This window comes from Parasphingorhabdus sp. (genome assembly GCF_039982415.1).
GTDB lineage: Bacteria > Pseudomonadota > Alphaproteobacteria > Sphingomonadales > Sphingomonadaceae > Parasphingorhabdus.
Genome location: NZ_JBDWYL010000001.1, coordinates 17648 through 39913, shown reverse-complemented (window position 1 = coordinate 39913; position 22266 = coordinate 17648). Strand labels below are relative to the sequence as shown.

Genomic DNA, 22266 nt, shown 5'->3' with positions numbered 1-22266 from the left:
ATTTCTAGCAATGGTCGCCATCACCGTACAGCCCGTGGCCGCCCAATCGATACTGAGAGATGCGGAAACCGAAGCTTTGTTTAGCGATATGGTCGCGCCGCTGGTTGCGGTGTCTGAACTGGATGCCAAAGATGTTGAAGTGATCCTCATCAACAGCAGTCAGATTAACGCTTTTGTCGCCGGCGGCCAAAGAATGTTCTTCTATTCTGGGACAATTGCAGCAGCCGATTCTGCTGTCGAAATCCAAGGCATTATGGCCCATGAATTGGGGCATATTACCGGCGGGCATATCATCAGATTTGACGAAGGCATTAAGACCGCAACCGGCATTACAATATTGAGCCTGATCCTTGGGGCCGCCGCCATTGCGGCAGGTGCCGGCGACGCTGGCGCTGGAATATTGGCTGCTGGCCAACAAGCCGCCACCGGAAAATTTCTGGCCTTTAGCCGCGTTCAAGAACGCAGCGCAGATTCAGCTGGTGCGCGCTATTTGTCTGCTGCTGGGATCACCGGCAAGGGATCGATTGATTTTTTCAAGAAGCTGCAAAATTATGAATTCCGTCTCGGTATTCCGCAAGAAGACAGCTATGGTCGAACCCACCCTTTATCCGGCGAACGTGTAACCTTATTGCGCGACGTCTACCAAGCAGATCCCGCTTGGGAAACACCGCCGGATCCGGATATCGAAAAACGCTTCCAACGCGTCAAAGCCAAATTGCTTGGCTTTACCAATGAGCCCACGGTTACCCTTCGCACTTTTCCCGAAAGCGATCAAAGCGTTCCAGCCCGCTATGCACGGGCCTATGCGTGGCACAAAAGCGCTTATCCTGAACGCGCGTTGATGGAGGTCAATAATCTCCTTAAACAAGCACCCAACGACCCCTATTTTCTAGAGTTGCATGGCCAAATTTTACTTGAATCCGGAAAGCCTCGAGAAGCCATCGCATCCCTTCGCAAAGCGGTTCGATTGACCAATAATCAACCTCTCATTGCCAGCCTTTTTGGCCATGCGTTAGTCGCTACCGAGGATGAGACGCATTTCGAAGAAGCGCAAAGGGTCTTGAAAGCTGCGGTTGTCAAAGACAATCGCAATCCTTTTGCCTGGTATCAATTAGGCGTCGTCTATTCGCAGCAAGGCGATACTGCACGCGCGCAATTGGCAACCGCTGAAAGCGCACTGCTCGAACGCAATTATGGTAGCGCTATTCGCAGCTCCCAAATAGCGATGGCAGGCATTAAGGAAAACACGCCCGAATGGATCCGCGCACAAGATATTTCATTGATCGCAAAAAGCGAATTTGAGCGCGCGGGCAACCGCCGGCGGTAATCGATAGCACCGATCAATATCCGACTTTTCCTGTAACAATTGTGGACAAATGCACGAAGCTCCGACAAGGAGTTCCAAACCCTTTGATATGGTGACATGTGGAAAATAAGAATAGAAAGTGGATGTTTATGGCGGGAGGCGGATTGGCCATTGCAGCGGCAGCGGGCATTTGGTTCATGCAAACAGGCGGTGCAACCGCCAGCGATGATGCCGCCAAGGCCGCATTGGCCGCTGGCATCGATTCCAGGGAACAAGCCGCGATTGAGGCAATTGTTCGCGACTATATTCTCAAAAACCCTGAGATCATCCCAGAAGCCGTAGAAATATTGCAAAACCGGCAAAAATCAGCTGCGATTAATGAAATTCGCACCGACATTGAAGCTCCTTTTGCCAATGCGGCTTTCGCGGGCAATCCCAATGGTGATGTCGTGGTTGTGGAATATTCTGACTTTGCGTGTCCTTATTGCAAACAAACAACGGCCGATATTGACCGCGTGCTTAAGGAAGATAAAAATATCAAAGTCGTATTTCGCGAACTTCCGATATTGAGCGAGGCCAGTAATGATGCGGCACTCATGGCTCTGGCTGCGGCCAAGCAAGGTAAATATTTTGCGTTTCACAAAACAATGTTCGCAACCGGACGCCCGACGCCATCCACGATTGAAAGCGCGGCCAAAGAAGTTGGAATCAATCTAGCTGAGGCACGGAAATTTATCGCGACGCCAGAAGCCCAGAAAGAATTGCAAAACAACATAGAAGTAGCGCGCAAATTGCAATTTACTGGCACCCCAGCCTTTGTTGTGGGTAATCAGACGGAAGTCGGTGCGGTGGGCTATGACGGATTGAAACAGATGATCGCAAAGGCCCGCGGTTCAAAATAGACCGAAAAGGGTGCTGTTTCCGCCGTGTAGAATACTGCCGGTCATTGACCCTAAGCCCGCTGATTTACTGCAGCGAAGCTCACATTTTTTTGGCTAATTGCGCCCCTTGAAGCCTTGAGCCACGACATACCATTCGGACGACCCTTTCCGGCTCGCCGGAGGCTTGGCATGTTTCACCGTTTTGAAATATTTTTTAAGCAAGGCGAGCAATTCATTGTCTGTTCCGCCGGCCAAAACTTTGGCGACAAATGCACCACCTTCTCGCAGGTTTCCAATCGCAAAATGAGCCCCTGCTTCAACCAGGCCCATGGTCCGTAGATGGTCCGTTTGCTGATGCCCTACAGTATTTGCAGCCATATCCGACAATACAAGATCAGGCGCGCTTCCCAAGGCGTCGAGCAATTTGTCCGGCGCGCTGTCGTCCATGAAATCCATTTCGAAAATCGTCACACCTTCAATGGCATCCACAGGCAGCAGATCAATGCCGACAATTTTGGCTTGGGGAACAAATTTACGAATGACTTGCGCCCAGCCTCCTGGCGCAATGCCTAGATCGACAACCGCTTTCGCCTGGCGGACAAATTTGAAACGCTCGTCCAGTTCCAAAATCTTGTACGCCGCTCGGGAGCGATAGCCATCCGCTTTCGCTTGTTTGACATAGGGGTCATTTAGTTGCCGCTCGAGCCAACGGGTCGAACCAATTTTCCGTCCCTTAGCGGTTTTCACCCGTTGTCTTTGTCCTGATCGACCGCGGCTCATGATATTGTCCTTTTCATGTTCCACGCTTTCTTTCGTTGGAAGACATTAAGGAACGCAAAATCCCTTCCCGAATACCACGATCAGCAACGCCCACTCGGCTCGCTGGCCAAATATCCAGAATGGAGTCCAAAATAGCACAGCCGCCTACAACGAGATCAGCCCGTTCCTTGCCGATGCACGGAATTTCCGCGCGTTCTCCGGGTGAACAGCCAGCCAGCATTGCGCTAATATCGCGCATTGATTCAGCCGGAACGATCAAACCGTCAATGACTTTGCGATCATATTGCGGCAATTTAAGATGAAGGCTCGCCAATGTTGTGACGGTACCACTTGTGCCTAACAAGCGATAATCGCTGTCATCACTATGCGGCAATCGGCTGGCAAACTCAGCAAAGCTATTGGTCACTCGGGCCCGCATATTATTATAGGCTACTTCCCGCGCCGCTGGATCATTGCCGTCATATTTTTCGCTTTCGGTCAACGAGACAACACCCCAGGGCGCGCTCAACCAATCAATAATTTCCGGCGCTGCCCCCGAGGTGTCAACCAAGACCAGTTCCGTGGATCCACCACCAATATCAAATATCAATGCCGGCCCCTGCCCGGGTTCGAGCAATATCTGACAGCCCAAAACGGCCAGACGCGCTTCTTCCTCCGCAGTGATGATATCCAGGGCAATACCGGTTTCGCGGCGCACTCTGTCGATAAATTTTTCGCCGTTGCTCGCCCGGCGACAGGCTTCGGTGGCGACCGAGCGCGCCAGTGTCACATTGCGCCGTTTCAATTTATCCGCACAGATGGACAAAGCCGCAACCGCCCGGTCCATGGCCCGGTTACTAATCCGACCGGTTTCCACTAACCCTTCACCCAAACGCACCACGCGGGAAAAGGCATCGGTCACGATAAATCCATCAGACGACGGTTTTGCAACCAATAACCGACAGTTATTAGTGCCCAAATCAATAGCAGCATAGGAACGCAATTTGGGCCATCGGGCGCCATTTTGCCGGGCGGGAGACGCATTTCGACTCCCATTTCTATTTGTCGCCGCATGTTTCGGGCGGTCTGTCCTTGCGGATTTTCCGCCGTTCCGTTGTTGCGGCGATGGGGACTTGTCATCCACCATAACCGTTACTCTTATATTTCTCCGGATCGGATAATACCGCCGGTACTTGCCAACAGAGATAACCACAGCACGGCCGATGTGCAAGAGTTTAGCGTCATTCACCCTCGCAATTCGGAGATTTGAAAAACCTTGACCCCATTCCCCCCTCCGCTTATTCGCGCCCCGGCGGCTCCCCTGTCGTATAATGGTAATACCACGGACTCTGACTCCGTTAATTGAGGTTCGAATCCTCACGGGGGATCCAAAGGTGGGGGAAATGTTGTGGGGATCAGCAGATTGGCGCAAGCCAAGTGACGCAATATCAAAATTCTAATGACGCGGCTTCTGCACAAGCGGATTCAGAAGCCAAAGAGACAACGATAAGTTTTTCTCTCGGCTTGGCGGATTTTTTGGCCGAGAATAAGATCTCAATCGGCTTCACTTCCTATCAGACGGGACGGCTCTATCTTGTGGGCTGCGGTCCGGATGGCAAGCTCGCCGTCCATGAGGCGATTTACCCGCAAGCCATGGGCGTTACCGCGGATAGCGATCGCATATATCTCGGAACTTTAACCCAGATTGTGCGCATGGAAAATGTCTTGGCACCCGGTCAGCTAACCAATGAGACCCATGATAAAGTATTTGTGCCGCGCAATATGCACACCACCGGCAATATTGACATTCATGAGCTGGGCATCCGCGCAGATGGCCATATAATTTTCGTCAATACACGGTTTAACTGTTTGAGTGTTTCGAGTGTAACCCATAGTTTCAAACCGATATGGAAACCTTCCTTCATATCAGAATTGGCAAAAGAAGATCGCTGCCACCTTAATGGGCTGGCGATGGTTGACGGACAACCCAAATATGTCAGCGCGGTCAGTCAATCGGACCGTAAAGATGGCTGGCGTGATCACCGCAAAGATGGGGGTGTGATCATCGAAATCGAAACCAACGCCATTTTGACCGATGGCTTGTCAATGCCGCATAGTCCGCGTGATCATGCGGGGAGAATCTGGCTTCTCAACTCGGGAACGGGTGAGTTAGGGTGGCTCCATCCCACCGACCATGCTTTCACACCGATTGCATTTTTTCCTGGCTTTCTCCGCGGACTCGACTTTCACAATGATCATGCCTTTGTGACCATGTCTAAACCGCGCAATGGAAGTTTTGAAGGTTTGGAACTGGATCATAAGCTTGCCAAAACCGAGACGGCGGCCTGGTGCGGTTTGCAAATATTGTCTCTTTCGACCGGTCAGATTGCACAATGGCTGCGCTTTGATGGCCTGATTACCGAGCTGTTCGATATTTGCATCCTCCCGAATGTCGCCAACCCAATTACATTGGGGCCCCAATCAGAAGAAATTCGAGATTTCCTGACCATCGAAAAACCCGATTGGTAAGGCGATAGCGGCCCGCGTATTGCTGATTCAAAAAAAATCCAACCGACCCTTCAAAAAATCCAATGATGACCGTTCCCATTAGTGGATAACTAATTTGGATATTTTTATGGCGCAGTTGAATGACGTTCAAAATTTCGGAAATACCCTGATCATTGAACGACGCAACCCGCGAAGAATAGTAGAAGCCGAAATTTTTATCAGGCAATCGGACACGCAAATTTTCCGTGCCACTTTGTCTGACTTATCCGTTTCCGGGTTTAAGATGACCAGTTATACCGGTGTAGATGACAAGAAACCGATTTATATCCGCTTACCCGGCATTCAGACCTTAGGCGCGCGGGTTATCTGGTCTGATCATCAAGATTATGGATGCGCCTTCCAAAATGTATTGCATCCAGCGGTTCTTGATCATTTGGCGCAAAAAATAAACGGCATGTGATTGACCAATCGCCAGTGGGCTAACAAATTACTCGGGCTCACCCGTTTTATCATATTTCAATTCAAGATATCGCCCGCGAATGGACAGATTATCGATATCGCCTTTCGCAATTTGTTGTGTCACTCCGGAAATTTCCTTTTCGATCAATGACAATCCATTCACAAGCTGCTCATCTGGTGACTTGCCTGTGTCATTGGTCTTTTCGCGCATGGACTGCGGTATCGCGCGGTAGCCGGATATGAGTTCGGGAAGATGTTCTCCCATTAGCTTGCGAACTTCATAGGCCGCCGGCTCTGCGTCATCTAACTTTTGCAATTGCGGTGATAACATGTCGAGCTGTGCGCCAATATCATTGATGATCTTGACGGCTGGCCGCGGCAAAGCCGGGCGCTGCGCTTCCAACCAAATTTCGGTTTTGCCTGCTAGAGTCTTGAGATCCGATTGCACCAGTGTTTCTGGTGTGGGTAATTTCATTTTTGGAAATTTCATCGCCGCCCAAATGCCGCCAGTGATCAAGCCAGCTGAAATCATCACGCCCCAAAAGCCAATTCCATTGAGGATACCGCCGACGATACTAGCCCCAACCAGGACGCCGGCCGTGACCAAGGCCGCGCGCGCGAGCTTCTTGCGAAAATAACCGCGTTTCAGACCTTTGGACCGTTCACCGATAGATTCTGCAAATTTATAACTGCGATAGTAATTGGCTGCATTATCATAAATTTGCTGATTAGATTCGCTCATGAAGCTTATTCCTCAAGCGCGCTCAATGGATTTTCGGACGGCGCTTCCAGTGCGGCCTTATCCTGACCTTCTGCGCGTGCAATATAGCCTTTGGATTTTTCAATTTCACCGGACAAGGAATTGACCGTTGTTTTCATATTTTCCAAGGCTTTCAGCTTGAACGTATCAATATTATCCATCGTGTCATAAATATTCTGAAAGGCGCGCTGCAATGTTTCCAGCGGAATGGTCGCCGAAGCGGCCTGCTCGTGGATTTCTGCCGTCTGATTTTTCAACATATCGCCAGTGCTGTCGATGATACCGGCAGTGGTTGTGTTGAGCGCAGTGACTTGATCGAGAACGAGCTTTTGGTTGGTCAAAGCCTGTGCGACCGTAACGCCCGTGCGCAAGGCGCTGACGGTTGTTGTGCTGGCACGGTCGACACCTTTGACCAATTCTACATTGTTTTTCTTCACCAAATCCAAAGCGAGATAGCCCTGAACCGTGACTGCCATTTGCGTCAATAAATCCTGTGTGCGCTGGCGCACATAAAATAGCGCGCTCTCGCGGATCGCCTTTGCTTTGGCAGGATCGGTCGCATCCAATTCAGCGGCTTTCTCTTCCAAGCGCTGATCCATCACTTTGGATACGTGAATCATTTGCTCGAGACGGCCCATTGCAGCCCAGAGATTTTTGCGTTCAACATCTATGGCTGCATTGTCCATCAGCAATTCATCTTTGCCGCCTTGCAGACGGGTCAATATCGAAGAGATATGCCCTTGAGCGCTTGTATAGCCGTCAAAATAGTTGCGCAATTTGGACCCGAAAGGAATAATCCCGAAAATCTTGCGTGGGGCCAATAAATTGCCGCGCTTGCCGGGGTCCAAATCTTCAACCGTCCTGCGCAGTTCAGTGAGGTCTGCGCCAATTCCAGACTCGCCATCCATAGACCGGATCGGTCGATCGAGAAAACGATTGGACTGCCCGGCGGCATCCGCAATTTCCTTGCGGCCCATATTGGTGATTTGGTCGACTTTTTTGCCAAATTCAGGGCTATTTTCATCTTGAGCGACCAGATCGTCGATAAAACCATCGACCTTTTCTTCCAATTTGGACTTTACCTCATCACCTACAGGCACCAATCCTGCCGCCTTGGTTGGCGCCACAGCGACAACCGGATCTGGCGGGGTCAACGTCAATTCATCTGTTGCAGTAATTGTCTCTGTCGCCATCGGCTTAATCTCCATCTCGCTATCTAGCTTATAGCATTCCATATAATAAATGGATGCAAATGCAGCACTTTTCAAGCGTTTCCACCCTGTATTATGAAAATAATACAGTTAATTTCAAATTGTGGCCTCTTTGCGCGCTGATTTAAGCCTTCTCAAGCGAATTGCCGTCATCCTTGCAAAGCATCGGCAACGCTAGGCGTTATCCGTTCTACAATGACGTCAATTCCCTCGGCATTAGGGTGCAAGCCGTCGGGCAATATCAAATCACTCCGACCAACCACCCCATCCATGAAAAACGGGTATAGGCTGGCCTCATATTTTTTCGCCAGAGCCGGATAAATGATATTGAACTGATCGCTATATTCTTTTCCTAAATTTGGCGGGGCCAACATACCGGTAATCAGAACCGGAATATCCAGTTCGGACAATTTCTTCACCATGGCTTCCATATTGGCTCGTGTGTCAGCAGGCTTGAGACCGCGCAACAGATCATTGCCGCCCAAGCCCAAAAGGACCAAATCCGGCTTTCTGGATAAGCTGTCGAGGACAAAATCCATGCGGCGCAAGCCAGCAGCCGTTGTGTCACCCGACACACCTGCATTATGAACTTTTACATCCTGTCCTGCTTCGTTTAGCGCTTTTTGCAAATCCGGTGCAAACCCTTCATCAGGCGCCAATCCATAGCCCGCATAAAGGCTATCACCAAAGACCACGACCAATGTCTCAGGTTCTTCGGTCGGTGATATAACCGCCGGGCTGGAAGCTTCGGACTGTTCTTCAGCAGCAATATTTTGAGATTCTGAAGGACTGCAAGCAATCAAAAGTTGAAGAATTGCAAAGCAAAACCCATATGTCATAAACCTGTTCAACATCGGATATATTTTCCCATCATGTTACAAACGACCGCCGCCACCAGCGACGCCGCCCATTCCGAAACCCATATTGCCATTGATGCGCAAAATGTCACCCTCTCTTTGGGAGAAGACGATGCGCGGGTTGATATTTTAGGCGGAATTGATTTGGCTATCCAAACCGGCACAACCGTCGCGCTGCTCGGTCCATCCGGATCGGGCAAATCCTCTCTCATGGCAATTTTGTCTGGCTTGGAGCGGGCGACGAGCGGGACAGTCAATATTGCCGGCGCCGACTTTGGCAAGATGAATGAAGACGAACTGGCGGTCGCGAGGCGCGGACGGGTCGGCATTGTTCTGCAGGCCTTTCACTTGCTGCCCACGATGACGGCATTGGAAAATGTCGCTGTGCCCTTGGAATTAGATGGGCAATCCGAACCGTTTCAAATCGCAGCTAAAGAATTGGAGGCGGTCGGCCTTGGCGACCGGCTTGGCCATTATCCGACACAATTATCTGGGGGTGAGCAACAGCGTGTTGCTATCGCACGAGCCATGGCATCGCGCCCGACCATTATTTTCGCAGATGAACCAACCGGCAATCTCGATGGAGCAACCGGAGAGATAATTATCGAATTGCTGTTCGAACGCCAGAAGGCAAGCAATGCCACGCTGCTGATGATTACCCATGACCCCGAACTCGCAAAGAGATGCGATCGCATCATCGAATTGCGAGATGGTTTGATTAAGAAAGATAGCGCCGCGTGAGTGCCGATCTTTCGAAAGCATGGGCAATTGCGCGGCGGGATTTACGTGGCCGTTTTATAGGCCTGCGCCTTCTGATTATTTGTCTGTTTCTCGGTGTTGCCACTTTGGCTGCCATTGGCAGCTTGACCAGCTCGATTACGGATGAGCTCGCCAATCGCGGGCAATCCATATTGGGCGGAGATCTGGAGATTACGGTGGCACAACGCGAAGCTACACCGGAAGAGCTCGACGCACTGAAGGCTACTGGGCAATTATCAGAAACGCTGAGAATGCAGGCCATGGCCCGTTTGCCAAATGGCAGCGACACGCAATTGGTTGAACTGAAAGGAGTTGATTCCTCCTATCCGCTTTATGGCCAGTTCACCCTAGATGATGGCAGCACCGCACCCCCGCTTGCGGCGGATCAGATCTATATCACTCCCGCTTTGATCCAGCGGCTCACCCTCAAAATCGGAGACATGATAGAACTTGGGGAAGCGTCATTCACCGTCGCCGGCATTATTGGGGATGAACCCGACCGCCTGAGCGAAGGCCTTTCGCTCGGGCCCGTAGCGATCACATCGCTCGACGGATTGCGTGCCACAAATTTGATTCAGCCAGGCAGTTTGTTTCAAAGCAAATATCGTCTAAAATTACCCGATACTTCGGATCCCGCTGCTCTCGGCGATCAACTCGAAAAAGACTATAAAAATGCCGCATGGGAGGTCAAAACCCGTGACAATGGCGCGCCCAGTACGCGCCGGTTTATCGAACGCATGGGCCAGTTTCTGACATTGGTCGGGCTCGCCTCGCTGGTCATTGCTGGCATCGGTGTAGGCAATGGCGTCGCGTCATATTTGCGCGGCAAGCAAGGCGCGATTGCCACGCTTAAAATTTTGGGCGCCGATAGCGCCATGGTGTTTCGGATCTACATGCTCCAAATTCTGGCCGTTGCCTTGGTGGCCATTACGGCAGGACTGGTCGTTGGCGGCCTTGCCCCTCTGTTCATCATCGAAGTTGCCGGCGATGCCTTGCCCATCCGACCGGAATTTGCACTATACCCACTGCCGCTTATCGTAAGCGCCGCTTATGGTTTGTTGATCGCCTTTATCTTTGCCCTTCCTCCGTTGTCGCGGGCAAAGCTGATCCCCGCTGCCGGGCTTTTCCGCGGCGAGACTCGCTCGTGGAGGCAGATCGACCGCCCCACCTGGATAGTCGTCACTATAGCCATAATCGCCATAATCAGCTTAGCGGTTGGCAGCGGCCGCGAACCGCTTTTCTCCTTGGCCTTTATCGGCGCCGCGCTGGCTATCCTATTGTTGTTGGCATTGCTCGGCATTTCTATACGCTGGCTCGCCAGCAAAACACCGCGCCCGAAACAGCCATTGCTCAGATTGGCATTGACCAACCTGCATCGCCCAGGTGCGCAAACTGGTCAATTGGTGGTTGCCTTGGGTCTGGGATTGACTCTGTTCGCAACGCTTGCTGCCATTCAAACCAGCCTCACCAATGAAATCCGATTAAGCGTCCCGCAACAAGCACCAAATTTCTTCGTTCTCGACATACCCGTCGAGCGCGCCGATGCGTTTAAAGCAAAAGTGAACGCCAACGCCCCCGAAGCGGAAATTAATATCGTTCCCACATTGCGCGGGATCATCACCGAATATGGTGGCCAAATTGTTTCGGAATTGGATGAAATACCAGAAGGCGCCTGGGTATTACGGGGCGATCGCGGCTTAACCTATAGCGCCGCCTTGCCAGAAGGCAGCGAGGTTATCGAAGGCGAATGGTGGCCGGCAGACTATACCGGATCTCCGCTCGTGTCAGTTGATGCTGAACAGGCCGCGGCACTAGGTTTGGAAGTCGGCGACAGCCTCACGGTCAGCTTGCTGGGTGTGGAACTAAAAACCACCGTGGCCTCGCTACGCAAAATAAATTGGCGCAATTTTGGCTTTAACTATGTGTTGGTATTCCCACCCAATGTGCTGGCCAACACGCCGCACAACGTCGCCGCGACCATCCAATTGGATGAGTCGAAAGAAGATGGATTGCTCGGAATTCTGCCCCGCGAATTCCCGTCCATCTCCATGGTCAAGGTCAAAGAAATTGCTTCCCAAATCGGCACGATATTGGATCAAATGGCAACGGCCATTGCTTCTGCCGCATCAATCGCAATATTTTCGGGCATCGCGGTTCTGATCGGTGCCATCGCTGCTTCTCGGCAATCGCGAATTTATGACAGTGTTATCTTGAAATTACTCGGCGCGACGCGGTCTCAGATCCTATCGGCACAGGCTATTGAATATGCAGTTCTGGCACTGTTGCTTTCCGCTGTCGCTTTAGGATTGGGATTGCTTGCCGGATGGTTTGTGATCACCCAGATATTTGAGTTTACATGGCAACCCGACTGGGCGGTTGTCATGATAACTTTGGGTTTGGGCGCAGTAGTCACCTTGGGCATTGGATTGATGGGGTCTATCCCGATCTTATCTGCCAAACCCGCCAGGGCGTTGCGTGAACTTTAGGATTTTGCCAATCGAACCGCCAATGGTGCAGACAGCACGAGGCTCGACAAATGATAAAAAAGCAGCGGAACTAACAAGAGACCGGCATTTTCTGGGGGAAATAAAATAGCGGCCAATGGCGCGCCCACCGCTATGCTTTTCTGGGCACCACCAAATAACAAGGCTTTGCGATCATTAAGGACAAAGCCTGCTATGCCACCCAACAGCCAAGATCCGCCGAAGGCAAAAGCCAATAGGACCGATATTGCCGCTCCGACGATCATAAACTGATCCGTCGGCACTTGCTGCCAAATCCCAGCGACAACCGCACCAGAGAAAGCGACATAGACGGCGAGACTGATCGCTAACTTGTCCGACCAGCCTACAATATCACTATGTTTGGCAACCCAAGGTCGGGCTCGGCTCTGGATCAATTGCCCGATAACGAAAGGCAATAAAAGCATCGTCATGATTTTTATGAACGACGCGCCTGTAATCACAATACCCACCGAACTTGCCAACAAAGCGAAAAAGACGGGCGTCAGGACAATCGACGATAAATTGACCGTCGCTGCCGCAACCACCGAAGCACCGACATTGCCTTTTGCAATGGCTGTGTAACTGGCCGCAGACTGGATGGTTGAAGGTAAGCAACCGAGATACAGAAACCCAACGGCAATCATCGGGGCAACTTGCCCTCCGAGAATCCACGATAAAAACAAACCAGCCAGTACCATGGCGCCGAATACAAATCCGAACACAGCAGATTGCAATTTCCAATTGCGAAAGCCGGCAGCTACCTCCTGTCGATCCAGTCGAATACCATGAAGAAGGAAAATCCAAAAAATTCCAGCAGACACTGCGAAGGCCGCGATAGGTTGCGCCTGGCCTCCAACCGGTAAAACCGTCGCTAGGAGAACCGCTCCTCCGAGCAACCAGATAAATTTATCTGTTAATATCAATCTTATAGTTTGCATTGCAAATGCCCCAATGCTCCACTGCGGTTTCCGACGCAAGTCAAACCCGAAACAAAACAAGGGCGGATGGCACAGAAAATATGAGCGCTTTGCAAACCTCACCGAGAAGCCGAAAATCTTCATAGTTTCTGTTAACCTATGCAAAGCAACTTTCTGATGTTGCGGCGCAGCAAGAAACAGGTTAAGGGCGCTCGCAACATAAGGCTCGGCGCTATTCGCCCCCTTTCCTCTCTTTACGGCAGAATTACCTATGTCTCTTCGCAATATCGCTATTATCGCGCACGTTGATCACGGCAAAACCACGCTTGTCGATCAGCTTTTCCGTCAGTCCGGTACATTTCGTGACAATGAACGGGTCGAAGAACGCGCGATGGACAGCAATGATCTGGAAAAAGAGCGCGGCATCACGATTTTGGCCAAATGCACCAGTGTCGAATGGAAAGGCACGCGGATCAACATTGTCGATACACCCGGTCACGCTGATTTCGGTGGAGAAGTAGAGCGCATCCTTTCGATGGTCGACGGCGTTATCTTGTTGGTCGACAGTGCCGAAGGGGCAATGCCACAAACAAAATTTGTAACCGGCAAAGCCCTTGCACTTGGATTGAAACCGATCGTTGTCGTCAACAAGATTGATCGCCCAGATGGCCGCGCAGAAGAAGTACTCGATGAGGTTTTCGACCTTTTCGTTAATCTCGATGCCAATGACGAACAGCTCGATTTTCCATCGCTCTTTGCCAGTGGCCGTAACGGCTATGCCGGCGAAACACCGGAAGTGCGCGATGGCGACCTTGCGCCCTTATTCGACAAAATTGTCGACCATGTTCCAGAACCTGATGTGGACCCGGATGCCGAATTTAAATTCCTCGTCACATTGCTTGATCGCGACAATTTTGTTGGTCGCATTTTGACCGGTAAAGTGGAAAGCGGCAAAATTGACTTAAACGCCCCCATTCATGCGATTGATATGGACGGCAATGTGGTGGAAACCGGACGCGCGACCAAGATTATGGCCTTTCGCGGATTGGAACGGGTTCCGGTCGATAGCGCAAAGGCCGGTGACATTATCTCGCTAGCGGGCCTTACCGATGCGACTGTTGCCAACACAATTTGTGACCCAGCCGTAACCGAACCTATTGCCGCACAACCGATTGATCCCCCAACATTGTCGATGAACTTTGCCGTCAATGACAGTCCCATGGCGGGCCGTGAAGGCGATAAAGTCACTAGCCGCATCATCCGCGACCGCTTGTTGCGTGAAGCGGAATCCAACGTTGCGATTAAGATTACCGAAAGCGATGAAAAAGACAGTTTTGAAGTTGCCGGCCGGGGCGAATTGCAATTGGGTGTTCTCATCGAAACCATGCGCCGCGAAGGATTTGAGCTCTCCATATCCCGTCCCCGTGTCCTCTACCGCGAGGAAGATGGGAAACGCCAGGAACCTTATGAAACGGTCGTCATCGATGTGGATGACGAACATAGCAGTACGGTTGTTTCCAAGATGCAACGCCGCAAAGCTGAGCTTACTGAACAACGACCTTCAGGCGGCGGCAAGACCCGGCTGACCTTTTCAGCGCCGTCTCGCGGCCTGATCGGCTATCATGGCGAGTTTCTCTCTGACACGCGCGGCACGGGCTTGATGAACCGTTTGTTTGAAAAATATGGCCCCTATAAAGGCGTTATCGAAGGCCGTCCGGTGGGTGTTTTAGTGTCGAACGGGACCGGTACAGCCATGGCCTACGCGCTCAACGCACTGGAAGAACGGGGCATATTGTTTATCGGCGGGCAGACGCCCGTCTATGAAGGCATGGTCATTGGAGAGAATGCCAAGCCGGGTGATTTGGATGTGAACCCGATGAAATCAAAACAGCTGACCAACTTCCGTTCAACTGGTAAGGATGATGCTGTTCGTCTCACGCCGCCAAAGATCATGACCTTGGAACAAGCCATTGCCTATATCGACAATGATGAGTTGGTTGAGGTAACTCCGAAAAATATCCGTTTGCGCAAACGGCATCTCGATCCCAATGATCGGAAAAAAGCAGCACGCAAGGCGGAGGCAGCCTAACCCAACTCGCTGTTGCATCAGCGGCGGAGATGGATCATCATCCCCGCATGATCAAATATCCATCGCGCGTTTCTCAGTTCAGCGGCCTTTTGGCGGCTTCGCTTTTTTTATCCGCTTGCTCGCCCGAAATAACGGTAGAGACCAAAAATACGGATAGTGATATCGCGTGCAAAGATAAGGCACTGGCTATCCAGGTCCTTGGTTCAGGCGGGCCAATTGCCGATGATCACCGCGCGGGCGCGAGCAATATATTATGGATGGACGGCAAGGCCAAGTTGCTGATTGACGCAGGTGGCGGTACGTTTGTGCGCTATGGTCAAGCAGGTGTGGATTTTAAAGAACATGATGCAATTTTACTGACTCATCTACATGGTGATCACGCAGGTGGCTTGCTTGCATTGTTGAATAATGGTGGCTTTTCCAAACGCACACAAGGCCTGACCATTGCGGGTCCGGATGGCAATGACCTATTCCCGTCAACCAGCGCTTATCTTGATTCTCTGATCGGAAAAGAAAATGGCGCTTTGCGGTATTTGCATCCCTATTTGAATGATAATCAAGCCCTGCCCCGTTTGACAGTTAAGGACATTGATACAAGGCAACCTGGGCTACAGAATATTTGGAACGAGAAGCAACTGAAGGTCGATGCCATTGCTGTGCATCATCTTGATGTCCCGGCTTTGGCCTATGTCATCCAAAGCGGCGATAAGACCGTTATATTCGCCGGCGATCAAAGCTTTCTGAGCGAAGATTTTGTCACCCAGTTAGCGGATAGCAAACCGGATCTATTGATCATGCACAATGCGATTACGATGGACGATGGGCAACCTCGCGGATTGCACAGAGATCCAAAATCTATCGGCGAAACGGCGGCCGCAATTGATGCGCAAACATTGGTACTGACGCATCACATGCAGCGGGCTGTGCAAGCCCAAGATGCGGTCAATGAGGCCATTGCTGAAACATATAATGGTCCTGTTTTGCTGGCCGATGATCTGAGCTGTTTCCCCTTATGATCCATGAGGAAAGAAAATGATCAAATTTTCAAACCCTTTTTATCTCCTGCTTTTCCTTCTGATGGTATATCCAGCAGAAGCCAATGACAGTTCTGCCGCGATCGGATTGGGCGGTCTTCAGCTGCAGGAAAATGACGCGATTTCGATGGATAGTGAAATCTTATACCTGTCGATGGACCGCGTGAAAGTAACCTATCAATATACCAATACGACCGATCAAGATATTGATCTCCTGGTGTCTTTTCCGCTTCCCGCGATTCCGCACGATATTGACAGCTATCTGGGAGACCGCACTTATCCGGATTGGCAGGCGATTGATTTTCAAACGAAAATTAATGGCGATGCGGTGCCGCTGAAATATCGTGATGTCGTCACTGCTGACGACCAAGATGTGACGCAAAAATTACAGAAATTGGGATGGTCCCCGCAATATTGGCTGGATCGCAAATTTGAACAGACGTTGCAACAACTGACCAAAGACGAACGAGATACTTATGTCGCCGAAGGTTTGCTAAAACGGTCTGATCATGGGGATCAAGTCTATCCGGATTGGAAGGTGGCCACCCATGTTACACGCAACCAAGTCTTTCCGGCGAACCAGACCGTCACCGTCGAACATAGCTACAAGCCCATAATCGGAGGATCACTGGGCGGAAACATGAGCCATTATGCCCGTGACAATAGCGACTCCGGGTTTCAATGGTTTAAAAAAACCTTTTGTATCGACGATCAATTTTTTGCTGATTTTGATAAGATTTATGCGGCACGCGATCCGGAAAAACGGGAACAATATATCGAACAATTTCTTGAATATCGCTTGGCTCCAGGTGCCAATTGGAAAGGGCCGATTAAAGAATTTCGGCTGATTATTGAGACTGATAAACCGGAAAATCTGTTGAGCATTTGTATCGACGGCCTGCGTCAAATCTCACCGACACAATTTGAAGTGACCAAAACCAATTTTGAACCCACGCAAGACCTCAATATTCTCTTGGTCCGGTGGTTTAACTTTCCGTGATGCTGTGCGCCGGCGATATGGCGACTATGAAAAGCAGATCCCCCACCGATCACCCATTGGAAAAATAATAGCGGCTTGATTTTCATTTTGAGCCGCCTAAGCTCTTGCAACAAAATAAGATGGAGGGACCAGTCATGGAATGGATGTTGATGCCATTGAAACGCTATGCGGATTTTAGCGGACGATCACGGCGCAAAGAATATTGGATGTTTGCTTTGTTGCAGGTCATTATCATAGTCGGACTTGCAATAATTGCCGGTGTTTTGGGTGCATTTACGCCCGACGGTACCGGCGAAATGTCCATGGGCGGCGGTCTCGTCATGGGCTTGTTCGGACTTTATGCTCTGGCGATTTTTATCCCTTCATTGGCGGTACAAGTGCGTCGCTTTCATGATCAGGACAAGTCAGGGTGGTTTGTTTTGCTTGGTTTTATCCCCTATATAGGCGGTCTGATCGTGCTTGTTTTCATGTGTCTTGATGGGACCAGAGGAAATAATCGCTTTGGAGACGACCCGAAAGCCGATGACAATGTCGGGGATGTGTTTAGCTAAGCCTGAGCTAGCGCTCATCACTCACTGGGAAAAGCCATGGAATGGATGCTGCTTCCGCTGAAACGCTATGCGGAATTTAATGGCCGGTCGCGGCGCAAAGAATATTGGATGTTCTTTCTATTCTCCTTTCTCGTGGGCCTCGTGGCCACGCTGTTGGATGTGGTGGTTTTGGGTTTTTCCGTTGAAGATAATGGACCGGTCAATGCGGTGATGAGCTTGGCGCTGCTCGTGCCCAGCCTTGCTGTGGGCGTCAGGCGGCTTCATGATACTGACCGTTCAGCCTGGTGGCTTTTGCTGATTTTCGTTCCGATATTGGGCTGGATCATGCTGCTAATCTTTTTTTGCAGTAACGGTGATTCCGGTACCAATGGCTATGGCGTGGATCCCAAGCTGGATCAGAATATTGGTGATATATTCAGTTGATCCCATGACCCGTGCTATGACTTGCTTTTCCGCCTGTTTGTGGCAAAGCGCAGCAAGCCCATTGGAGACGATAAATTATGAATGAGAACACGAGCAATAATGCTGTAGAGGCCGCTACCAACAAACCGTCAAGCGCCGATACTCCGCCCGATCATCTCGCGATCAACCCGCGGAGCAAATTTTATGGCGGCGAAATTTTGGAACGCGGAATCGGTATCAATTTCCGCGGGCAACGGAAACATAATATCGAGGAATATTGTGTATCGGAAGGCTGGGTTAAAGTCCAAGCCGGCAAGACATTGGATCGCAAAGGCAATCCTTTGCTGATTAAACTAAACGGCGATGTTGAAGCCTGGTTTGAAGACCTTGGCGATGATGCACCCACCATTAAAAAGCCAAGTTAAGCCTGCTAGATCATGGATTATACAGATAAAATAGTATGGATTACCGGCGCCTCATCCGGAATTGGTGAAGCGCTGGCCAAAGTCTTTGCAGAACAAGGCGCCCACATCATATTGTCAGGCCGGCGAACCGATGCGTTGGACGCCGTAGCTGCGGACATTGCAACAGAGACGCTGGTGCTGCCTTTTGAGTCCACCGACTATGATGCCTTGCCCGCTAAGATTGCCGAGGCTCAGCAATGGAAAGGCAAGATTGATATATTGATCAACAATGCCGGGATCAGCCAACGAAGCCTCGCCATCGACACCGACCCCAATGTCTATCATCAGATCGTCAATGTGGATTTGCTCGCTCCCATATGGCTCACGCAGCTCCTGCTCCCCCATATGATTGCTGCAGGCGGCGGCCATATAGTGGGTATCAGTTCCGTTGCTGGAAGAATTGGTGTGCCACTGCGCACCGCCTATTGCGCCGCGAAACATGGTTTAATCGGTTATATGGATGCCCTGAGAGCGGAGACCCAAGCCCGTCACAATATCCACGTTACCAATATTTTGCCGGGCTCTATTCGGACAAATGTGTCGCGCAATGCATTGACCAAAGATGGCTCCAAACGCAACAAATCTGATGATGTTATTGATAATGGGATGGAACCACCGGAATGTGCGCGGCAGATATTGGAAGCGATATCGAAAAAAATGCCCGAACTGATCATTGCCGAAGGGCCGGAATTGATGCTGGCACAATTGCGCCAAAGCGACGCTGAGAAACTGTTTGAAATGACCGCTGGTTTAGGCGCGCAAATCGCTGAAAAATATGAAAGTGGGGATGACGATTAATGGTCAATTTGTTGTTTGACCGGCGAGACAATATTGCCACTTTGACCTTGAATCGCCCCGAAGCAATGAACGCTTTGTCCCATGATTTGCGGGGAGAGATTTTCGATGCCTGTGAAGCGATTGCAGCGGACGAAGATATTCGCGCCGTCATTGTTACCGGAGCAGGCGAACGCGCCTTTACGGCAGGGCTGGATCTCAAGGAATTGGGCGTTTCCGGACTGAACGCCGCAACCGACCAAAAACCGGCGAGCAACCCTTGCCGCGCGCTCGAGCAACTTACCGTTCCGGTGATCGGTGCTATCAATGGTGTAGCGATAACAGGCGGGTTCGAATTGGCATTGTCCTGCGACATACGCATTGCATCCACCAATGCCCGATTTGCCGACACGCATGGCCGGGTCGGCATCATCCCGGGCTGGGGCCTGTCGCAAAAATTGTCGCGCCACATCGGTTTGTCGCGGGCGTGTGAACTGAGTTTTACCGGTCAGTTTCTTAATGCTGACACCGCATGCAATTGGGGACTGGTCAACCATGTCTATTCGGCAGACGAGCTCTTACCCGCGGCACAAGCCTTGGCTGCTGATATGGCAACTATCGATCGCGACTTTTTGAAAACCTATAAAAAGCTTATTTTTGATGGCTATGATCGCAATTTCAAAGATGCAATGGCATTGGAAAAACAAGTGACTGATGCGTATAATCGTACGGTCAGCGCGGATGATGTTGAAGAGCGGCGAATGGACGTCATCACCCGCGGACGCAGTTTGAACGGCTAAGGCTGAACCGTCTGGATAAAGGCGACAATTTGCTCTTGCGCCGGTTTGGCTTCTCGGATCGGCATCAGCATCCAGACATGCTGCATTCTATCTCCAATATGCAAAGTCACATCTGCACCTTGCTCTTTAGCCTTGTCAGCAACATTCAATGCGTCGGCGTAGAGCAGATCATGATTTCCGGAAAAGACCGCAATTGCGGGTAGATTATCCAATGGCGCGAATAACGGACTCGCGGGAAAGGCAGCAGGGTCCTTATCCTCTCCGGCCCAAAATTGACCCGCCGTTCTTGCGCCCTGGATCGATAGCAAAACGTCGTGCTTTTCCAATTCTGTTTGACGCGGATCGCTGGCTGTCGCATCGAGCCAGGGCGAGAGCAAAATAATCTTCCCGGGCAAGGGTTTTGCCTGATCGCGCAATAATTGGGCTAGTCCCAAACTATAGCCACCGCCAGCGCTGTCCCCCATCACAATGATATTGTTGGCGCCATATTTGGCCGCCGCCCGTTCGAACGCCTTCATCACGATCGGATAGCTTTTTGACCAATCATGCTCGGGCGCCAGCGGGTAAAGCGGAACCGTAGCGCTAGCTCCAGTTGCCTTGATCAGCTTCTTGATCATCAGCCAATGCACCCACACGATGTTAAAGGCATATCCGCCGCCATGAATATAGAAAATATGCTTTTCGCTCTGTCCCTGGCGCGGCTCAATCTGATAAATTTTATGGCCGTCAATCGGCTGCTCTTGGACAGTGCAATTTTTGCGAAACCAACGCCCTGGTTTGGCTGGTCCATGCCTTCTGTCTCGGGCCAGAAATTTCATACCAGTATCAAAATCAGCCAATCGCTCTTGGACCTTTAAGAGCCGCAAGATGAAATTGATCAATCGCGCACGTTTACTGATGCGCATCAACGGGCCTCGATATCCGCGTTGATAAACGCCGCCATTTGCCGACGCGCTTCTTTCGCTTCTGGAATGGGAAACAACATCCATACATGCTGCATTGCTGGATACTCGAAATAGTCCAGTGCCATATTGCTGGCTTCGGCTTTTTCTTTCAATTTCCGCGCATCCGGCCACAGCAGATCAAAAGTTCCGGTAAACACAGCCATAGGAGGCAAGTTATCCAGATTGCCAAATAACGGACTTACTGGCGGCGTGTCCGTTGCCCCTTTTTCTCCAGCCCACCATTTTCCAGCTGCCCGCAGGCCATCAATGCCCAAAATTCTATCTTTCTTGTTCAATTCCGGCTGCATCGGATCAGTCATGGTGACGTCCAGCCAAGGCGATAGCAAAACCATTTTGTGGGGAATGGGTTTCCCTTGTTTGTGCAGCAATTGCGTCAGGCCAAGCGAAAAACCAGCCCCGGCACTATCCCCCATAATCGTGATATTCTCGGCACCAACTTCCGCGACCAAATCATCGTAAATCTTGATCATCCAGTCATAACTATGTTGCCAGTCATGTTCAGGCGTCAGCGGATAACAAGGCGCGACCACGGTCGCATCGGTGCGGTGTACCAATTCCCCTAACAAGGACCAATATCCCGGTTGCATGTCGAGCACATAGGCACCGCCATGGATATATAAAATGCGTCGATGGCTTCCGTTTTTGGGCGCCAAGGTGAAAACAGGATGTCCGTCTGCCTGCGTTTCGGTGACGGTAAATTTACGATGCAACCCCTTGCCCGGAGCTGCGACTTTCTTCGTTCTGGCTTTGGCCGCATTCGCACGCAACTTCGCTTCGTCTGAAAATATCGCTTTTAAGCCCGTCAACGGAAGGGCCTTGGCTAATAGCTTCGCTCTGACACTGGCCATCGTTCGATCCTAACCCGGATTGCCTGCCATTTGTGGGATTTCAGGATCAATCGTGACCCAATCTTGCGCGCTTTTCGTCCAAAAATGGACTTGCGGATTGAGGTGACTGGTATCGTCCAGGGTTCCGGCTTTGACAAAGGTCACACCCGGTTGAGTGGGTAAGGTTGAAAGCAGCGGGGATCCGCATTTTCCGCAAAAATGTCTTTCAACAACATTGCCCGTATCGCTCGTGTCTTCGTAAATTATCAAATCCCCCTGGAGGTCCAATTGGTCATTGGCGACAGCGAATAAAACAGAATAAGCGCTGCCGGACTGGCGCTGACAGTTTTTGCAATGACAAACTCCAGCCATCTGCGGCTCTCCGCTCACTGCATAGCTGACCGATCCACAAAGGCATTGTCCCGTCATTGTCATTATA

At 50.9% G+C, this 22266-nt stretch carries 22 protein-coding genes, 1 tRNA gene and 1 pseudogene; 15 read left to right on the top strand and 9 right to left on the bottom strand.

Translation table 11 applies throughout. From position 1 onward, the window contains the following. Positions 1-10: 10 nt before the first annotated feature. Together ABJU74_RS00230 and ABJU74_RS00225 are read left to right on the top strand one after the other, a co-directional pair. The gene (locus tag ABJU74_RS00230; protein WP_348385620.1) at positions 11-1327 is read left to right on the top strand and encodes a M48 family metalloprotease; all 1317 of its coding nucleotides are present in this window, start codon (positions 11-13) and stop codon (positions 1325-1327) included. Positions 1328-1449: 122 nt separating this feature from the next. Then, positions 1450-2208, top strand: a complete 759-nt coding sequence (locus ABJU74_RS00225) for a DsbA family protein (protein ID WP_348385550.1) — start codon at positions 1450-1452, stop codon at positions 2206-2208. Between the two features lie 93 nt (positions 2209-2301). On the opposite strand, the gene ABJU74_RS00220 is transcribed toward ABJU74_RS00225, so the two are convergent. Then, positions 2302-2967, bottom strand: a complete 666-nt coding sequence (locus tag ABJU74_RS00220) for an RlmE family RNA methyltransferase (RefSeq protein ID WP_348385549.1) — start codon at positions 2965-2967, stop codon at positions 2302-2304. A 13-nt stretch (positions 2968-2980) separates the two neighbouring features. Next, positions 2981-3946 (bottom strand): annotated as a pseudogene (locus tag ABJU74_RS00215) (Ppx/GppA phosphatase family protein); the annotation flags it as partial. Between the two features lie 317 nt (positions 3947-4263). On the opposite strand from ABJU74_RS00215, the gene ABJU74_RS00210 reads away from it, so the two are divergent. The 3 genes from ABJU74_RS00210 to ABJU74_RS00200 all read left to right on the top strand — a co-directional run bounded on the left by ABJU74_RS00210 (position 4264) and on the right by ABJU74_RS00200 (position 5914). Beyond that, a tRNA-Gln gene (locus tag ABJU74_RS00210) sits at positions 4264-4337 on the top strand. 46 nt (positions 4338-4383) lie between these two features. Continuing rightward, positions 4384-5475 (top strand): TIGR03032 family protein, encoded by a 1092-nt coding sequence (locus ABJU74_RS00205; RefSeq protein ID WP_348385548.1) that lies wholly within the window; start codon positions 4384-4386, stop codon positions 5473-5475. A gap of 106 nt (positions 5476-5581) precedes the next feature. Continuing rightward, positions 5582-5914, top strand: a complete 333-nt coding sequence (locus ABJU74_RS00200) for a PilZ domain-containing protein (RefSeq protein WP_348385547.1) — start codon at positions 5582-5584, stop codon at positions 5912-5914. Between the two features lie 27 nt (positions 5915-5941). Here the strand turns inward: ABJU74_RS00200 and ABJU74_RS00195 are convergent, their stop codons facing one another. The 3 genes from ABJU74_RS00195 to ABJU74_RS00185 all read right to left on the bottom strand — a co-directional run bounded on the left by ABJU74_RS00195 (position 5942) and on the right by ABJU74_RS00185 (position 8723). Further along, positions 5942-6655 (bottom strand): hypothetical protein, encoded by a 714-nt coding sequence (locus ABJU74_RS00195; protein ID WP_348385546.1) that lies wholly within the window; start codon positions 6653-6655, stop codon positions 5942-5944. Positions 6656-6660: 5 nt separating this feature from the next. Next, positions 6661-7866 carry a toxic anion resistance protein gene (locus ABJU74_RS00190; RefSeq protein ID WP_348385545.1) on the bottom strand — a complete coding sequence of 402 codons (1206 nt, stop codon included), beginning with the start codon at positions 7864-7866 and terminating at the stop codon, positions 6661-6663. 167 nt (positions 7867-8033) lie between these two features. Continuing rightward, positions 8034-8723, bottom strand: a complete 690-nt coding sequence (locus tag ABJU74_RS00185; RefSeq protein ID WP_348385544.1) for an arylesterase — start codon at positions 8721-8723, stop codon at positions 8034-8036. A gap of 33 nt (positions 8724-8756) precedes the next feature. Between ABJU74_RS00185 and ABJU74_RS00180 the strand changes: the two genes are divergently transcribed. Further along, positions 8757-9482, top strand: coding sequence for an ATP-binding cassette domain-containing protein (locus tag ABJU74_RS00180; RefSeq protein ID WP_348385543.1), 726 nt, complete (start codon positions 8757-8759; stop codon positions 9480-9482). Then, positions 9479-11986, top strand: coding sequence for an FtsX-like permease family protein (locus tag ABJU74_RS00175; protein ID WP_348385542.1), 2508 nt, complete (start codon positions 9479-9481; stop codon positions 11984-11986). Before ABJU74_RS00180 ends, ABJU74_RS00175 begins: the two co-directional genes overlap by 4 nt. On the opposite strand, the gene ABJU74_RS00170 is transcribed toward ABJU74_RS00175, so the two are convergent. Beyond that, positions 11983-12942 carry a bile acid:sodium symporter family protein gene (locus ABJU74_RS00170; RefSeq protein ID WP_348385541.1) on the bottom strand — a complete coding sequence of 320 codons (960 nt, stop codon included), beginning with the start codon at positions 12940-12942 and terminating at the stop codon, positions 11983-11985. The two genes, ABJU74_RS00175 and ABJU74_RS00170, sit on opposite strands and share 4 nt — an antisense overlap. A 250-nt stretch (positions 12943-13192) precedes the next feature. Here ABJU74_RS00170 and typA point away from each other — a divergent pair, with 250 nt between their 5' ends. The 8 genes from typA (at position 13193) to ABJU74_RS00130 (ending at position 20035) form a co-directional block, all read left to right on the top strand. Next, positions 13193-15010, top strand: a complete 1818-nt coding sequence (gene typA / locus ABJU74_RS00165; RefSeq protein WP_348385540.1) for a translational GTPase TypA — start codon at positions 13193-13195, stop codon at positions 15008-15010. A 47-nt stretch (positions 15011-15057) separates the two neighbouring features. Continuing rightward, positions 15058-16026, top strand: coding sequence for an MBL fold metallo-hydrolase (locus ABJU74_RS00160; RefSeq protein ID WP_348422582.1), 969 nt, complete (start codon positions 15058-15060; stop codon positions 16024-16026). 16 nt (positions 16027-16042) lie between these two features. Beyond that, on the top strand, positions 16043-17044 hold the full coding sequence (locus tag ABJU74_RS00155) for a DUF4424 family protein (RefSeq protein WP_348385538.1): 1002 nt from the start codon (positions 16043-16045) through the stop codon (positions 17042-17044). 134 nt (positions 17045-17178) lie between these two features. Next, positions 17179-17595 carry a DUF805 domain-containing protein gene (locus tag ABJU74_RS00150; protein WP_348385537.1) on the top strand — a complete coding sequence of 139 codons (417 nt, stop codon included), beginning with the start codon at positions 17179-17181 and terminating at the stop codon, positions 17593-17595. A gap of 36 nt (positions 17596-17631) precedes the next feature. Continuing rightward, complete coding sequence (locus ABJU74_RS00145; protein WP_348385536.1) at positions 17632-18018, top strand: DUF805 domain-containing protein; 387 nt, start codon at positions 17632-17634, stop codon at positions 18016-18018. 77 nt (positions 18019-18095) lie between these two features. After that, positions 18096-18422, top strand: a complete 327-nt coding sequence (locus ABJU74_RS00140; protein WP_348385535.1) for a DUF3297 family protein — start codon at positions 18096-18098, stop codon at positions 18420-18422. 12 nt (positions 18423-18434) lie between these two features. After that, positions 18435-19259: an SDR family NAD(P)-dependent oxidoreductase gene (locus tag ABJU74_RS00135; RefSeq protein WP_348385534.1), complete on the top strand. Its 825-nt coding sequence runs from the start codon at positions 18435-18437 to the stop codon at positions 19257-19259. Next, the gene (locus tag ABJU74_RS00130; protein WP_348385533.1) at positions 19259-20035 is read left to right on the top strand and encodes an enoyl-CoA hydratase; all 777 of its coding nucleotides are present in this window, start codon (positions 19259-19261) and stop codon (positions 20033-20035) included. Before ABJU74_RS00135 ends, ABJU74_RS00130 begins: the two co-directional genes overlap by 1 nt. On the opposite strand, the gene ABJU74_RS00125 is transcribed toward ABJU74_RS00130, so the two are convergent. From ABJU74_RS00125 to ABJU74_RS00115, 3 genes are read right to left on the bottom strand one after another with little or no spacing between them, the layout of a single operon-like run. Then, positions 20032-20940, bottom strand: a complete 909-nt coding sequence (locus tag ABJU74_RS00125; RefSeq protein WP_348385532.1) for an alpha/beta hydrolase — start codon at positions 20938-20940, stop codon at positions 20032-20034. The two genes, ABJU74_RS00130 and ABJU74_RS00125, sit on opposite strands and share 4 nt — an antisense overlap. Then, complete coding sequence (locus tag ABJU74_RS00120; RefSeq protein ID WP_348385531.1) at positions 20940-21848, bottom strand: alpha/beta hydrolase; 909 nt, start codon at positions 21846-21848, stop codon at positions 20940-20942. Before ABJU74_RS00120 ends, ABJU74_RS00125 begins: the two co-directional genes overlap by 1 nt. 9 nt (positions 21849-21857) lie before the next feature. Beyond that, complete coding sequence (locus ABJU74_RS00115; protein WP_348385530.1) at positions 21858-22262, bottom strand: GFA family protein; 405 nt, start codon at positions 22260-22262, stop codon at positions 21858-21860. Between the last annotated feature and the right edge of the window lie 4 nt (positions 22263-22266).